This window comes from Pseudoxanthomonas sp. LjRoot206 (genome assembly GCF_056175725.1).
Map to the genome: position 1 here is coordinate 207,523 of NZ_JBGFFI010000002.1, position 14,330 is coordinate 221,852.

Here is a 14,330-nt window from a genome sequence, read left to right on the forward strand (position 1 = left end):
CGCAACGCTTCACTTCGCCGGCACGTCCTCGCCGGTCGCATCGGCTTCGAACAGTTTCTCCAGGTCGCTGATCGCATCGCGTGCGGTCTGGATCACCGCGCCATCGTCGTCGTAGACCAGGTACTGCGCACGCAGCAGCTTCTCGTCGTGCTGGCGGAAGCGGCGCGCATGTTCGGCGGCGGTCTCCGGCGGCAGGCCCAGTTCCACCAGTACCTGCTGGGCCATCTCCAGGCTGGAGCCCAGCGTCTCGCGGTACGCCTCCGCGCTCAGGTCCATCAGTCGCCACGCGTGCTGGCGGTTACGCGCGCGCGCCAGCACGCGTGCCTCGGGATACATGCGGCGGATCAGGCGGGTCGCCTTGATGTTGGTATCAGGGTCGTCCATCGCGATCACGAACACTTTCACGTGCTGCGCGCCGGCCGACCTCAGCAGGTCGGGCCGCGTGGGGTCGCCGTAGTACAGCCGGATATTCCCGAAGCGCCGCAGCGTGTCGACCGTGTCGGGACTGTGTTCCAGCGCCACGAAGGGAATGCGCTGCGCGGTCAGCAGGCGCGCGACGATCTGGCCGAACCGGCCCATGCCCGCGATCAGCACCTGCGGCTGTTCGTCCGGGATCTCGTCGAACGTGCGCGCCGTCGGCCGCGACCGCACGGTGACGGGCAGCAGGCGGTGCAGGCCGAGCAGCAGCAGCGGCGTCAGCGCCATCGACACGCCGACGATGGCGGTCAGCTGGTTGCGCAGTTCGGTATCCAGCAGCTTCACGCGCGCGGCTTCGCTGAAGACCACGAAGGCGAATTCGCCACCCAGCCACAAGGTGCCGGCCAGCATCAGCGCGCCTCGCGGATCCAGCCGTCCCGGCCAGCGGCCGATGCCGAACAACAGGCCGAACTTCACTGCCAGCAGGACCGCCACGCCCGTCGTGACCAGTTCGGGTTCCTTCACCACGGCGTCGAGGTCGATGTCCATGCCGACCGCGATGAAGAACAGGCCCAGCAGCAGGCCCTTGAACGGATCGATCTGCGATTCCAGTTCGTGGCGGAACTCCGAATCCGACAGCAGCACGCCGGCGAGGAACGCACCGAGGCCGGCGCTCAGCCCGGCCAGCTGCATGAACCAGGCGATGCCCAGTACGACCAGCAGCGCCGTGGCAGTGAACACTTCCGGCATGCGCGTGCGCGCGACGATGCGGAACAGCTGCCGCAAGATCAGCCGGCCGCCGAGGATCACGATCGCGATGGCGCCGATCGCATGGAACACCATCGTCCAGGTCAGCGTCTCGTTCTTGGCGCCGCCGAGCAGCGGGATGGCGGCGAGCAGCGGAATCGCCACCAAGTCCTGGAACAGCAGGATCGCGAAACCGAGCCGGCCGTGCTCGCTGGTCAGTTCCTTGTGCTCGGACAGCAGCTGCAAGCTGACGGCGGTGGAGGACAGCGCCAGGCCCAGGCCGATCACCAGGGCCGTCTTCCAGTGATGCTCGAATGCCAGTGCGATGCCGCCAAGTACCAATGCGCTCAGCAGCACCTGCAGCCCGCCGGCGCCGAACACCGGCTTGCGCATCACCCGCAGGCGCGAGGGCGACAGTTCCAGGCCGATGACGAACAGCATCATCACCACGCCGATTTCCGCCGCATTGAGGATGCGGTCCGCATCCCGCACCAGCGCCAGCCCGTCCGGGCCCAGCACCACGCCCGCCACCAGGTAGGCCAGTACCGCCCCCAGGCCGAAGCGCTTGAACACCGGTACCGCGATCACCGCGGCCAGCAGGAACACCAGCGCCAACTCCAGACCACTACCGTGCATGGTTCACCTCGCGGGGATAGTATGCGGGCGACCGGGCCCGGAGCGGGCCGCTTCCAGGGAAGAGGGAGGGTGTGATGAAGCAGCGGAATGCGTGGATGCTGTGGGGCGTGCTGGTCGCGGCGATGCTCGCCTGCGTGCCGGTGGCCTGGGCGCAAGGGCCTGCCGGTGTGCGCAAGCAGGTCGAAGCGAGTATGCGGGTCACCGGGGCGATCCATATCGCGACTGATGGCAGCGTCGAGCGCGTCCAACTGGATACGCCGGACAAGTTGCCGAAAGGGATCGCGGACTTCGTCGAAAGCAACATGGCGGCCTGGCGCTTCGAGCCGGTGCTCGTGGACGGCGTGCCGCGGCGCGCGTTGACCAAAGTCAGCGCGTTGCTGGTCGGCAAGACGATCGGCGGCGGCCAGATGTCCGTGTCCATCCGGGGCGCCGATTTCAGCGACGACCGGGTAGCGCCGGCGACGCAACAGATCGCCGGGCGCAAGCTGCGGCCACCGGGATTCCCGATGTCCGCCGCCGAGGAGGGTGTGCAGGGAACGGTGTATCTGCTGGTCAAGGTTGAGCGCGACGGCACTGTGGGCGACGTCTCGACCGAGCAGGTCAATCTGCGTTTCGTGGCCAGCGAGCCTCAGATGAACCGGCATCGCGACCGTTTTGCACGTGTCGCCATGGCCGCGGCCCGCGACTGGACGTTCACGCCGCCGACCGAGGGTGAGCAGGCCGCGCAGCCGCACTGGATCGTCCGCGTACCGGTCGATTTCACCTTCACCGGCCCGCTGCCTTATGGCAAATGGCAGGTGTATGTCCCCGGCCCCCGCACGCGTCCTGGCTGGGCGCCGCAGGAGGACGCCCCGGGCTTCTCGCCGGATGCGCTGGCTGAGGGAGGCATTCATTTGGCGGGCGGCAATCGTGGACCGAAGCTGCTGACATCTCTCGACGGCGCATGATCGGAAGCGGCGCGCGACACCGGCGGACGCATCCTGTTCGCCGGTGAGCATGGGCACCGGGTAGACGGGACGGTATGGGGAGTACGAGTGAGGATCACGCAATGCCTTTTGATGTCGCTGTTGGCGACGGCCACGGCGGTAGCGGCGCAGGCGCCGGGCAACGGCAGCGAAGTGGCGGCTATCGAGCACGCGGAGCGGATGCGTGGTCAGGTCGTTGGCAGCATGCGGCTGTCGGGGACGCTGGTGGTTGCGGCGGATGGTGCGATCACGGCCTATGCGATCGACCGGCCGGAAAAGATCCCGCCGCCGGTGTTGCAGCACGTGGCGCGCCACGTATCGCACTGGCGCGTGATCAGGACAGAAGATCACGCCGGTGAAAAACGTTTCAGCGTACGCGTGATGGCGACTCCCCAAGGCAACGGCGACCATGCGTTGTCGCTGGTCGGGGCCTCGATCACCCGGAAGGGGAAGGCGGAGGAAGATATCGCCGTCGTGAGCCGTCCGCGACGCGTGCAATACCCGCGCGCGTACCGCGAGGTGGGCGTCGGGGGCACCGTGCACGTGGCGTTGAAGGTCGGGCGTGACGGCAAGGTGCAGGACCTGGCGACCGAACAGGTCAATCTCGACTTCGTCGGAACGCCTTCCGAAGTCGTGCAGGCCCGCGCGGACTTTGCCGCCCAGACCGCCGCCGCGTTGCGCCAGTGGAGTTTCCGGATGCCGGTCGCGGGACCGTTCGCTGATGCACCTTATGTGGTGACCCGCGTCTCCGTGCACTACACCGTGAAGCCGGCACTGGGTTACGGTGAATGGGAGTACTACATTCCCGGCCCGCAACGCGCCGCACCCTGGATCGAGCAGGAGGGCTTGGCGGCGATCGGTGTCGGCGAAGCGGGCGTGCCCCAACTGGTCGGCGTGGAGCCGCGCTTGGAAATGCTGGAGCCTCGCCGCTGATGCAGGCAGGCCGAGCGTGAACGTGGTTCCGTAGTGGCACAACGCGTTTAAACAAGGAGATAACAAGATGCGCAAGTGGATGGCAATGGGATTGCTGCTGTTTTCGGCGTGGGCGCACGCGCAAGGTGCTGGCGCGGTCCGCAAGCAACTGGAGGCCAGCCTGATGGTGGACGGCGAAATCACGGTGGATGAAAAGGGCGCTGTCGCGGAGTACTCGCTCAAGGATCCGGACAAGCTCCCACCGGGCGTCGAAACCTTCATCCGCAACAACCTGGCCCAATGGACTTTCGAGCCGCCGACGGTGGAAGGGAGGCCGGTCAGGCTGCGAAACAACATGACGCTCATGCTCGTGGCGAAGAAGGTGGATGACGACAATTTCCTCATGCGCGTTCAGGCGACCAGCTTCTACCCGCAGTCCACGGAAGAAGGCTACGAGATCGCCAGCCGGAAGATGGAGCCGCCGCGCTATCCACGCCCGGCCGCGAAGGGCGGCGCGCAGGGCACGGTGTACCTGATCGTCAAGGTCGGGCGCGATGGGCGTGTGCAGGATGTCGTGGCCGAGCAGGTAAACCTGCGCGTCGTCACCACGGAGAACATGATGGGCAAGCTCCGCGACATGTTCGCGGACGCCTCGATCAGCGCCGCCCGGAAATGGGAGTTCACGCCTCCCGCGCGAGGCGACGATGTGGACGCCGAGTACTGGTCGGTTCGCGTGCCGGTGGACTTCAACATGGGAACGTCCAGCCCGCGTTATGGCCGCTGGATCGGCTATATCCCGGGTCCACGCCAGAAGGCTCCCTGGGTGGACTCCGATCTCGCCGACAGCTCGCCCGAGGCCATGGCGGCCGGCCAGCCGCGCCAGTTGGGGAAAGAAGGGTTGCGCCTGCTGACGCCGCTGTCGCCGCGAGGTTGATCCACCAACGAAAACGCCCCGCAATGCGGGGCGTTTTTTGTTTCCTGCAGCGAGACCGATCAGCGCTTCATCGAACTGAAGAACTCGTCGTTGGACTTGGTGTTCTTCATCTTGTCCAGCAGGAACTCCATCGCCGCGATCTCGTCCATCGGGTGCAGCAGCTTGCGCAGGATCCAGATCTTCTGCAGCAGCTCCGGCTCGATCAGCAAATCCTCGCGGCGGGTGCCGGAGCGGTTGATGTCGATGGCCGGGTAGACGCGCTTCTCGGTGATGCGGCGGTTGAGGTGCACTTCGCTGTTGCCGGTGCCCTTGAACTCTTCGTAGATCACCTCGTCCATCTTGCTGCCGGTCTCGACCAGCGCGGTGGCGATGATGGTCAGCGAACCGCCTTCCTCGACGTTGCGCGCGGCGCCGAAGAAGCGCTTCGGGCGGTGCAGGGCGTTGGCGTCCACGCCGCCGGTCAGCACCTTGCCGGAACTGGGCACGACGTTGTTGTAGGCGCGGGCCAGGCGGGTGATCGAGTCCAGCATGATCACCACGTCCTTCTTGTGCTCGACCAGGCGCTTGGCGCGCTCGATCACCATTTCGGCGACCTGCACGTGGCGCGCGGCGGGTTCGTCGAACGTGGAGCTGACCACTTCGCCGCGCACGGTGCGCTGCATTTCGGTCACTTCTTCCGGACGCTCGTCCACCAGCAGCACGATCAGGTGCACGTCCGGGTGGTTGGTCGTGATGGCGGTGGCGATCTGCTGCATCATGATCGTCTTGCCGGCCTTCGGCGGCGACACGATCAGCGCGCGCTGACCCTTGCCCTGCGGCGCCATCAGGTCGAGGATGCGGCCGGCGATGTCTTCCGACGAACCGTTGCCGCGCTCCAGGGTGAAGCGGCGGCGCGGGAACAGCGGCGTCAGGTTCTCGAACAGCACTTTGTTCTTCGACGCTTCCAGCGGCTCGCCGTTGATCGTGTCGATGGTTGACAGCGCGAAGTAGCGCTCGCCGTCCTTCGGCCAGCGGATGCGGCCGGCCAGGTGGTCGCCGGTACGCAGGTTGAAGCGGCGGATCTGGCTGGGGCTGATGTACACGTCGTCCGGGCCGGCCAGGTAGCTGGCCTCGGCGGCGCGCAGGAAGCCGAAGCCGTCCGGCAGGATTTCCAGCACACCGTCGGCGGCGACGCCTTCACCGTGGCGGGTCAGCACCTTCAGCAGCGCGAAGATCACGTCCTGCTTGCGGGCGCGTGCGACACCTTCCTGGATGTTCAGTTGCTCGGCGATGTCCAGCAGCTTGGGCGCGGGCATGCGCTTGAGGTCGCCCAGCGAATACTGCGGGAAGCCCTCCGGCACGTTCGGCGGCTGCCGCGGCACGAAGGCCTCCTGGCCACCGCCGTTGCCGTCCTGCGGCATGCCGTCGTGGCCCTGCCGGTCGCGGTTGCGTTCGCGTCGGTTGCGGAAGCGGTCGCGGCGATTGTTGTTATTGAAGCGGTTGCCGTCGCGCTGGTCGCCGCCTTCGTGCTGGCCGCCGCCACTCTGGGCCTGCGGCGCGGCGTCGCCACCACCGTCCTGGGACGGGGCAGGCGCGGCGGGTGCTGCGGGCGGAGCCGGTGCGCGTTCGGCCACGACGGGCGGAAGCGGAAGCTGGGGCGCCGGATCGGACGCGCGCTCGGTGGGCGCGGCGGCGGTGTCGGTGGTCGGGGTTTTCGGAACGCGGGCTTTGCGCACGCGCTTCTCGGCGGGAGCGCCGGTTTCGTTGCTGCTGTCGGACAAGTTGCGAATCCTCGCTAGGTGGCGAGCGCCGGCGTTGCGGCGGCGGGGTGAAGTGAAGAGTGGGTGTTCAGATGGGTGCGGCGCATCCCCTGCGCCGGAATTCGGGTCCGACACTACCACCGGCCCGGAGTGCCGGCAAGCCGCGCAGGGGCGACGGGTTCAAGCGGATTCAGCCTGCGGGCCCCCGCCTTGGCGGGGGCGGGCGAGGGTCAGGCAGCCTGGGAGCCCAGGGCCTTGTCGATCATCTGGGTCAGCTGGCCCTTGCCGACGGCGCCGATCTGGGTGGCCTGGATCTGGCCGCCCTTGAACAGCAGCAGCATCGGGATGGAGCGGACGTGGTACTTGATGGCGGTGGCGCGGTTCTCGTCCACGTTCACCTTGGCGACCTTCAGCTTGCCGCCGTAGGTCTCGGCCAGCTCGTCGAGGACCGGGGAAATCATCTTGCACGGGCCGCACCATTCGGCCCAGAAGTCCACCAGGACCGGCTCACCGGACTGCAGTACGGCAGCATCGAAATCGGCATCGCCGACGTGGGTCACTTTGTTGCTCACGGGGATCTCCTGCGGGGTCCGCGGGCGGGCGCGGACGGGTTCGGGCCGGGACGGCCACCACGATTGGGGTAAACTGGGGCGTTCCGCGACCTTTATCAAGGGTTCCCAGGTGGTCGCGCAACCCGGCACAGGGGGCGCAGTGTGCGACGCCGGTCAGGCCGTTGCAAGCACACCCACCGCATTCATACGAGACGCGCGCGGAACACAGCGACGCAAAGAAGAAGGCATGAGCGACAAACCGTTAACCGACATCACGTTCTCCTCGTTCGACCTGCATCCGGCGCTCCTCGCGGGGTTGGAAGGCGCAGGTTTCTCCCGTTGCACGCCGATCCAGGCGATGACGCTGCCGGTCGCCTTGAAGGGCGGCGATGTCGCCGGCCAGGCGCAGACCGGCACCGGCAAGACGCTGGCCTTCCTGGTCGCGGTGATGAATCGCCTGCTGACCCGCCCTGCGCTGGCCGAGCGCAAGCCGGAAGATCCGCGCGCGCTGATCCTGGCGCCGACCCGCGAGCTGGCCATCCAGATCCACAAGGATGCGGTGAAGTTCGGCGCCGACCTCGGCCTGCGCTTCGCGCTGGTCTACGGCGGCGTGGACTACGACAAGCAGCGTGAACTGCTGCAGCAGGGCGTCGACGTCATCATCGCCACGCCGGGTCGCCTGATCGATTACGTCAAGCAGCACAAGGTGGTCAGCCTGCACGCGTGCGAGATGTGCGTGCTGGACGAAGCCGACCGCATGTTCGACCTCGGCTTCATCAAGGACATCCGCTTCCTGCTGCGCCGCATGCCCGAGCGCACCACGCGGCAGACGCTGCTGTTCTCGGCCACGCTGTCGCATCGCGTGCTGGAACTGGCGTACGAGCACATGAACGAGCCGGAGAAGCTCGTCGTCGAGACCGAGTTCATCACTGCGGCGAAGGTGCGGCAGAAGCTGTACTACCCGGCCGACGAAGAGAAGATCCCGCTGCTGATCGGCCTGCTGTCGCGCAGCGAAGGCGCGCGCACGATGGTGTTCGTCAACACCAAGGCCTTCGTCGAGCGCGTGGCGCGCGCGCTGGAGCGTGCCGGCTACCGCGTCGGCGTGCTGTCCGGCGACGTGCCGCAGAAGAAGCGCGAGTCGCTGCTGAAGCGCTTCCAGGCCGGCCAGCTGGAACTGCTGGTGGCCACCGACGTGGCCGCGCGCGGCCTGCACATCGACGGCGTGTCGCACGTGTTCAATTACGACCTGCCGTTCGACGCCGAGGACTACGTGCACCGCATCGGCCGCACCGCGCGCCTCGGCGCCGAGGGCGACGCGATCAGCTTCGCCTGCGAACGCTATGCGATGTCGCTGCCCGACATCGAGGCCTACATCGAGCAGAAGATCCCGTCCGAGCCGGTCACGGCCGAACTGCTGACCGCGCTGCCGCGTCCGGAACGTCCGAAGCCGGTCGCCGGCGAGGGTGACGAGGAAGAAGAAAGCGTCAGCCAGATCTTCCGCGAGGCACGTGAGCAGAAAGCCGCCGATGAGGAACGTCGTGGCGGTGGCCGCAAGCCGGGTGGATCCGGTGGCGCCGGTCGTCGCGACGGAGGCCGCCGCGAGGGCGGCCGCCGCGAAGGGCCGCGTTCGGCCGACGGCAAGCCGCGTCCGCCGCGCGCACCGCGTCCGGAAGGCGAAGCGGCGAAGCCGCAGGCGCCGCGTCCGGCGAACGAGGACGTCCGTTCCGATGCCGCTGCGCTGCCGGAAGGCGAGCGCAAGCCGCGCAAGCGCCGTCGTCGTCGCCATGGCCGTCCGCTCGAGGGTGCCGAAGGCGCCGTGGCGAATGCCGCGCCGGTCGCCGCGAAGCCGGCGGCCGCGCCCAAGCCGGCCGACGACAATGCGGGTTTCCTGACGAAGCTGGGCCGCAAGATCCGCTCGCTGGTGTCCGGCGGCTGAGCCCCGTCATCGCGCGCGTCGAGGAGAAGCCGGGCATGTCCCGGCTTTTTCTTTGCGTGTCGGCATCGCCAGCGTCTCGACGGGTCCGGCATAATCGACGGACATGAGCGTCCTCCGATTCGAAAACGTCAGCAAGCAATACCCCGGTGGCCACGCGGCGCTGGAGGACGTCAGCTTCGAGGTGGCCGAGGGCGAGATGCTGTTCGTCACCGGCCATTCCGGTGCCGGCAAGAGCACGCTCCTGAAGCTGATCCACCTGAGCGAGCGGCCCAGTCGCGGTGCCGTCGTGTTCGGTGGCAGGAACCTGCTGAAGGTGCGCGGCGGGCGCATCCCGCTGCATCGTCGCGAGGTCGGCGCGGTCTACCAGGACCATCGCCTCCTGACCGACCGCACGGTGATGGAGAACGTCTCGCTGCCGCTGATCCTGCGCGGCGACCGCCGTGGCGACATCGGCAAGCGCGTGCGCGAAGTGCTGGCGCGGCTGGGCCTGGGCCATCGCGAGAACGCGCTGCCCACTCAGCTGTCCGCGGGCGAACAGCAGCGCGTCGGCATCGCGCGCGCCATCGTCGCCGAGCCGCGTCTGCTGGTGGCGGACGAGCCGACCGGCAATCTCGATCCGACGCTCGCGGCGGAGATCATGTCGCTGTTCGCCTCCATGCCCGAGCGCGGCACCAGCGTGCTGGTGGTCAGCCACGACCTGTCGCTGCTGAAGCGCATGAAGAAGCGCGTGCTGATCCTCGACCACGGCAAGCTGGTCGACGACATTTCCCCGGCGGACCTGGCCGAATGATCGACGCGAAGAACAGCCGCGCGCAGGCGCGCTCCGGGTTCGGCATCTGGCTCGACCAGCATCTCTACAGTTTCGTCTCCAGCCTGGGCCGCACCGTGCGCCGTCCGTGGGCCACGCTGCTGACGATCGGGGTGATGGCGGTGGCGTTCGTGCTGCCGCTCGGACTGTGGCTGGCGCTGCAGAACGTCGGCCATTTCGCGGGCGACGTGCAGCAGTCGCGCGAGATCGACCTGTTCCTGACCCCGGACACGCCGGTCGCCCGCGCGCAGGCGTTGGCGGAAGCGTTGCGTAGCCGCGACGATGTCGCCCGCGTCGAACTGCGTACGCCGGCGCAGGGCCTGGCGGAATTCCGCGAGCGCAGTGGCCTGGCGGGTTCCCTGGACCTGCTGGACGGCAATCCGTTGCCCAGCCTGCTGGTGGTGGTGCCCGAAGGCGATGAGGTACGCCTAGTCGCCGCGCTCGAGGCGCTGCCCGAAACCGACCTGCTGCAGCACGATGCCGCCTGGCGCGAGCGCCTCGCCGGCTGGATGGGCTTCGGCCAGCGACTGGTCTGGGTGCTGGCGGCATTGTTCGGCCTGGGCGCGCTGCTGGTGGTCGGCAACACCGTGCGCCTGGACATCCAGTCGCGGCGCGAGGAGATCGGCGTGCTGCAGTTGCTGGGCGCGAGCGACGGCTTCATCCGCCGGCCGTTCGTCTATATCGGTGCGTGGTACGGGCTCGCGGCAGGTGCGCTGGCGCTCGGCCTGCTGACACTGGCGGCGCTGGCGCTGCGTGCGCCGCTGGCGTCGCTGGCGCGCAGCTATGGCAGCCCGTTTGCGCTCGTCGGACTGGATCCGGTCGGCGCGACGGCCGTCGTCGTGGCGGCCACGGCGATCGGCTGGTTGGGCGCATGGCTGGTGACCGGCCACTTCTTGCGTCAGACTCGTCCGACTGCCACCTGACCTTCCCGCACCTTCATGGCCCAAGAGCTCCGGCATCTGATCAGCGACACGCCCCGCGTGATGGTGGTGGACGGGTCGAAGCTGGTCCGCAAGCTGATTGCCGATGTGCTGCAGCGCGAACTGCCGGGCGTGCAGGTGATCGGTTGCGCCAGCATCGCCGAGGCGCGCGAGGCGCTGGCGGCCGGCGAAGTGCACCTGGTGACCACCGCGCTGGCGCTGCCGGACGGCGATGGCATGGAGATCGCGCGCAGCGTGCGCGAAGCGGCGGGTCAGGCGTACGTGCCGGTCATCGTCGTGTCCGGCGATGCGCAGCAGCATCTGGAAGAGCGCCGCTTCACCGAGTTCGTCACCGACTATTTCGACAAGGCGCTGGGCCATGAAGCCCTAGCGACCTTCATCCGTGGCTACGTGCAGCCCGAGCCGGTGGTCGGCGCCACCATCCTCTACATCGAGGACAGCCGTGTCGTCGCCGAGACCACCAAGCGCATGCTGGAGCGGCAGGCGCTCAACGTGGTGCACGTGATGAAGGCGGAGGATGCCTTCGCGCTGCTCACCGCCGAATCGCTGGGCCTGTCCACGCACAAGTTCGACCTGGTGCTGACCGACGTCATCCTGAAAGGCGAGCTGAGCGGGCGCGACATCGTGCAGCGCATCCGCGTGGATTTCGCCTACGGCAAGCGGCGCCTGCCGATCCTGGTGATGACCGGCGACAGCAACCGCGACAACCAGGCCGAGCTGTTGCAGGCCGGTGCCAACGACCTGGTGCTGAAGCCGATCGCCGAGCGCCTGCTGGTCACCAAGGTGCTGTTCCAGTTGCGCCTGGCGCGCATGGACGAAACGCGCAGCCTGGTCTGAGCGCATGACGGACGACGACCGCGTCAGGCTGGAACCCTCGTGGAAGGCGCGCATCGGCGACTGGCTGTCGCGCCCGGAGATGCAGGAGCTGTCGGCTTTCCTGCGCCAGCGCAAGGCCGCCGGGGCGCGTATCTATCCGCCGGGGCCGCAGATCTTCGCCGCGTTCGACGCCACGCCGTTCGACGACGTGAAGGTGGTGATCCTGGGGCAGGATCCGTACCACGGGCCGGGGCAGGCGCACGGCCTGTGTTTTTCGGTGCTGCCGGGCGTGCCGGTGCCGCCGTCGCTGGTGAACATCTACAAGGAAATCAACGCCGATCTCGGTATCGCGCCGCCCGACCATGGCTGCCTGTTGCCGTGGGCGCGTCAGGGCGTACTGCTGCTCAATGCCGTGCTGACGGTCGAGGATGGCCGTGCGGGCGCACACCAGGGCAAGGGCTGGGAAGGCTTCACCGACCACGCCATCGAGACGCTGGCGCGCGAACGCGAGGGCCTGGTCTTCCTGCTGTGGGGCAGCTACGCGCAGGCCAAGGGCAAGGTGATCGACACGCGCCGCCACCGCGTGCTGCGCGCACCGCATCCGTCGCCGCTGTCGGCGCATCGCGGCTTCCTGGGGTGCGGGCATTTCAGCGCGACCAACCAGTACCTCGCGCAGAAGGGTCAGGCGCCCATCGACTGGCGGTTGCCGCCGCGTGACCAGTTGGTGCTGTGACGCGCACTTGGGGTCGGACGTGTAGGAGCGGGCCATGCCCGCGATGCCTTTTGTGCGATCCGACCGAAGTGCATCGCGGGCATGGCCCGCTCCGACAGTCGTTTTCCCGGGAGATCAGCGGGCAGTCGTTCTTCCGGGAGATCAGCGCGTGCGCCTGCGCTTCTGCGGCGGCGATACCGGTGGGGGCGGCGTGACCGGGATGTTCCTGATTTCACTCTGCAGCTCTTCCAGCATCGGCACCATCTTCAGCTGCACGGCACTCATGATGTTCTGCATCAGGGCCGGGTTCTTGTCGAGCATGCGCTGGCCGGCCGCGCTCTCGTAGAACTTGGTGATCGCGCGCACGTCCTCGCGCGTGTAGGTCTTCTTGTAGACGTCCAGGTAGACCGGGCGCATCTCTTCCCACGACAGCGCCTTGCGCACGATCTCCTGGGTCTTGCTCTGGATGCGGGCGACCTCGGCCTTCTGCTCGTCGGTCATTTCCTTGCCGGCGAAATGCTTGTCGAACTCCTGCTGCTGCACGGCCTCCATCTGCGGGACCACGCCGGCCAGCAGGCTTTCGGCGCGCGAGGCCTTCAGCAGGCGGTCGATGTCGGCATCGGAAGGTTCCGCCGCGAAGGCGGTGCCGGCGCAGGCCAGCGCGACCATGACGAGGAGGAGGCGGGAAAGCCGGCGGGCCGCGGTCAGCGAGGCAGCGATCATGCAGTGCGGGTGGCGTGGAACGGGGGCACAGGGTGCCTGCCGAGGAGTAAATCTGGTGTTAACTGGCGCCGATCCTGCGGGGGTCCGCTACGAACCGACGCCTATCCTGACTACAATCCGCCGCATGGGGAGCACCGCACTCGAGATCACGCCCACGCTGGCGATTCCGGACGACGAACTGGTCGAGCGCTTCGTGCGCGCGAGCGGCGCCGGCGGCCAGAACGTCAACAAGGTGGCGACGGCGGTGGAGCTGCGCTTCGACGTGGCCGGTTCGCCGTCGCTGCCGGAGCCGCTGCGCGAGCGCTTGCTCGCCAAGCGTGATCGGCGACTGACCGACGAGGGCGTGCTGGTGATCGACGCGCAGCGCTTCCGCACCCAGGACCGCAACCGGCAGGACGCACGCGAACGCCTGGCAGGCATCATCGCCGCCGCGCTGGTCGTGCCGAAGAAGCGCGTCGCCACCAAGCCCTCGCGTGCCGCCAAGGCGCGGCGTCTGGACGCCAAGCGCGAGCGCAGCCAGGTCAAGCGCGGCCGCTCGCAGAAGAGCCAATGGGAGTAATTGTTTGAGCCACGACATCGTTCCGCGCATCCCGCCCAGCATGCCGCAGGTGCCGCCCAACCGCTTCACCCGCTGGATGGGGCGCACCTTCCTGCGGATGTTCGGCTGGCGGATCGAGGGCACGCTGCCGGACCTCCCCAAGCTGGTGATGATCGTCGCGCCGCACTCGTCCAACTGGGACGGCATCTGGGGCATGGCGGCGAAGATCGCGATGGGCTTCCAGGTGCGCGTGCTGGGCAAGGCGCAGCTGTTCTGGTGGCCGCTGTCGCCGCTGCTGCGCAAGCTGGGCGTGGTGCCGGTGGACCGCGCTTCGCCGCAGGGCACGGTCGAGCAGGCCGTGCGGATGATCCGCACGTCCGACAAGATGTGGTTCGCGCTGACGCCCGAGGGCACGCGCAAGCGCGTGGACAAGTGGAAGGGTGGCTTCCTCAAGATCGCCCATCAGGCGCAGGTGCCGATCCTGATGGCGTACTTCCACTACCCGGACAAGATCGTCGGCATCGGCGACGTGTACTACCCGACCGGCGACATGGAGACCGACATGGCCGCGATCCGCGAGTGGTACCGGCCGTGGCAGGGGAAGAACCGCGGGACGGTGTGAGTGCGCAACGTCCGCTGGATCCTGCCGTGCGTGCTGCCTCGCGTGGCGGCTTGCGCATTCCATGATCCGGATGCGGAGCAGATCGAGCGCGAAGCGCGGGCAAGGCATGCGGATTGCGTGCTGATCGACGCTGAGCCCGGTGAAGGTGACGACGACAACGTCTACATGATCCTGGAGATGCAGTGTGCGGGCGGCGCAATGCGCCAGTTCGAGGCGTTGTATCAGCGCAGCGGTGACCGATGGATCTACCGCTCGGAAGCCGAAGTCGATCCCGCATCTCTTCACGAGGTGCCATGAACAAGAAGGCCCGCCTGTCGGCGGGCCTTCTCTTCA

Annotated in this window: 15 protein-coding genes; 11 read left to right on the top strand and 4 right to left on the bottom strand. The window is 67.8% G+C overall.

What is annotated here, in order from left to right:
- Positions 1-9: 9 nt before the first annotated feature.
- Positions 10-1,800, bottom strand: a complete 1,791-nt coding sequence (locus AC04MD_RS05655; protein WP_475496336.1) for a monovalent cation:proton antiporter-2 (CPA2) family protein — start codon at positions 1,798-1,800, stop codon at positions 10-12.
- A gap of 74 nt (positions 1,801-1,874) precedes the next feature.
- Between AC04MD_RS05655 and AC04MD_RS05660 the strand changes: the two genes are divergently transcribed.
- The 3 genes from AC04MD_RS05660 (at position 1,875) to AC04MD_RS05670 (ending at position 4,611) form a co-directional block, all read left to right on the top strand.
- Complete coding sequence (locus AC04MD_RS05660) at positions 1,875-2,747, top strand: energy transducer TonB (protein WP_475496337.1); 873 nt, start codon at positions 1,875-1,877, stop codon at positions 2,745-2,747.
- 87 nt (positions 2,748-2,834) lie between these two features.
- On the top strand, positions 2,835-3,698 hold the full coding sequence (locus AC04MD_RS05665; RefSeq protein ID WP_475496338.1) for a hypothetical protein: 864 nt from the start codon (positions 2,835-2,837) through the stop codon (positions 3,696-3,698).
- Between the two features lie 67 nt (positions 3,699-3,765).
- Positions 3,766-4,611, top strand: a complete 846-nt coding sequence (locus AC04MD_RS05670) for an energy transducer TonB (RefSeq protein ID WP_475496339.1) — start codon at positions 3,766-3,768, stop codon at positions 4,609-4,611.
- A gap of 59 nt (positions 4,612-4,670) precedes the next feature.
- Here the strand turns inward: AC04MD_RS05670 and rho are convergent, their stop codons facing one another.
- Positions 4,671-6,371, bottom strand: coding sequence for a transcription termination factor Rho (gene rho, locus AC04MD_RS05675; RefSeq protein WP_475496340.1), 1,701 nt, complete (start codon positions 6,369-6,371; stop codon positions 4,671-4,673).
- Positions 6,372-6,580: 209 nt separating this feature from the next.
- Entirely contained in the window at positions 6,581-6,922 is a 342-nt protein-coding gene (gene trxA / locus AC04MD_RS05680; protein WP_475496341.1) for a thioredoxin TrxA, read from the bottom strand.
- 226 nt (positions 6,923-7,148) lie between these two features.
- On the opposite strand from trxA, the gene rhlB reads away from it, so the two are divergent.
- The 5 genes from rhlB (at position 7,149) to ung (ending at position 12,135) form a co-directional block, all read left to right on the top strand.
- Positions 7,149-8,837, top strand: coding sequence for an ATP-dependent RNA helicase RhlB (gene rhlB, locus AC04MD_RS05685; RefSeq protein WP_475496342.1), 1,689 nt, complete (start codon positions 7,149-7,151; stop codon positions 8,835-8,837).
- A gap of 103 nt (positions 8,838-8,940) precedes the next feature.
- A complete protein-coding gene (ftsE, locus tag AC04MD_RS05690) occupies positions 8,941-9,627 on the top strand; it encodes a cell division ATP-binding protein FtsE (protein WP_162111233.1) in 687 nt (228 codons plus the stop codon).
- A complete protein-coding gene (gene ftsX, locus AC04MD_RS05695; RefSeq protein ID WP_475496343.1) occupies positions 9,624-10,568 on the top strand; it encodes a permease-like cell division protein FtsX in 945 nt (314 codons plus the stop codon). Before ftsE ends, ftsX begins: the two co-directional genes overlap by 4 nt.
- Positions 10,569-10,583: 15 nt before the next feature.
- A complete protein-coding gene (locus AC04MD_RS05700) occupies positions 10,584-11,423 on the top strand; it encodes a response regulator (RefSeq protein ID WP_475496344.1) in 840 nt (279 codons plus the stop codon).
- A 4-nt stretch (positions 11,424-11,427) separates the two neighbouring features.
- Positions 11,428-12,135: a uracil-DNA glycosylase gene (gene ung, locus AC04MD_RS05705; RefSeq protein WP_475496345.1), complete on the top strand. Its 708-nt coding sequence runs from the start codon at positions 11,428-11,430 to the stop codon at positions 12,133-12,135.
- Positions 12,136-12,276: 141 nt separating this feature from the next.
- On the opposite strand, the gene AC04MD_RS05710 is transcribed toward ung, so the two are convergent.
- On the bottom strand, positions 12,277-12,837 hold the full coding sequence (locus AC04MD_RS05710; protein WP_475496346.1) for a DUF2059 domain-containing protein: 561 nt from the start codon (positions 12,835-12,837) through the stop codon (positions 12,277-12,279).
- 124 nt (positions 12,838-12,961) lie between these two features.
- Here AC04MD_RS05710 and arfB point away from each other — a divergent pair, with 124 nt between their 5' ends.
- From arfB to AC04MD_RS05725, 3 genes are read left to right on the top strand one after another with little or no spacing between them, the layout of a single operon-like run.
- On the top strand, positions 12,962-13,396 hold the full coding sequence (gene arfB, locus AC04MD_RS05715) for an alternative ribosome rescue aminoacyl-tRNA hydrolase ArfB (RefSeq protein WP_475496347.1): 435 nt from the start codon (positions 12,962-12,964) through the stop codon (positions 13,394-13,396).
- A gap of 40 nt (positions 13,397-13,436) precedes the next feature.
- Positions 13,437-13,997 (top strand): lysophospholipid acyltransferase family protein, encoded by a 561-nt coding sequence (locus AC04MD_RS05720; RefSeq protein WP_475496957.1) that lies wholly within the window; start codon positions 13,437-13,439, stop codon positions 13,995-13,997.
- Complete coding sequence (locus AC04MD_RS05725) at positions 13,998-14,294, top strand: hypothetical protein (RefSeq protein WP_475496348.1); 297 nt, start codon at positions 13,998-14,000, stop codon at positions 14,292-14,294.
- Positions 14,295-14,330 lie beyond the last annotated feature (36 nt).

Coding starts and splice junctions, on each gene's coding strand:
- AC04MD_RS05655 (WP_475496336.1), bottom strand. CDS start 1,800: ATGCACGGTAGTGGTCTGGAGTTGGCGCTGGTGTTCCTGCTGGCCGCG.
- AC04MD_RS05660 (WP_475496337.1), top strand. CDS start 1,875: ATGAAGCAGCGGAATGCGTGGATGCTGTGGGGCGTGCTGGTCGCGGCG.
- AC04MD_RS05670 (WP_475496339.1), top strand. CDS start 3,766: ATGCGCAAGTGGATGGCAATGGGATTGCTGCTGTTTTCGGCGTGGGCG.
- rhlB (WP_475496342.1), top strand. CDS start 7,149: ATGAGCGACAAACCGTTAACCGACATCACGTTCTCCTCGTTCGACCTG.
- ftsE (WP_162111233.1), top strand. CDS start 8,941: ATGAGCGTCCTCCGATTCGAAAACGTCAGCAAGCAATACCCCGGTGGC.
- ftsX (WP_475496343.1), top strand. CDS start 9,624: ATGATCGACGCGAAGAACAGCCGCGCGCAGGCGCGCTCCGGGTTCGGC.
- AC04MD_RS05700 (WP_475496344.1), top strand. CDS start 10,584: ATGGCCCAAGAGCTCCGGCATCTGATCAGCGACACGCCCCGCGTGATG.
- ung (WP_475496345.1), top strand. CDS start 11,428: ATGACGGACGACGACCGCGTCAGGCTGGAACCCTCGTGGAAGGCGCGC.
- AC04MD_RS05710 (WP_475496346.1), bottom strand. CDS start 12,837: ATGATCGCTGCCTCGCTGACCGCGGCCCGCCGGCTTTCCCGCCTCCTC.
- arfB (WP_475496347.1), top strand. CDS start 12,962: ATGGGGAGCACCGCACTCGAGATCACGCCCACGCTGGCGATTCCGGAC.
- AC04MD_RS05720 (WP_475496957.1), top strand. CDS start 13,437: ATGCCGCAGGTGCCGCCCAACCGCTTCACCCGCTGGATGGGGCGCACC.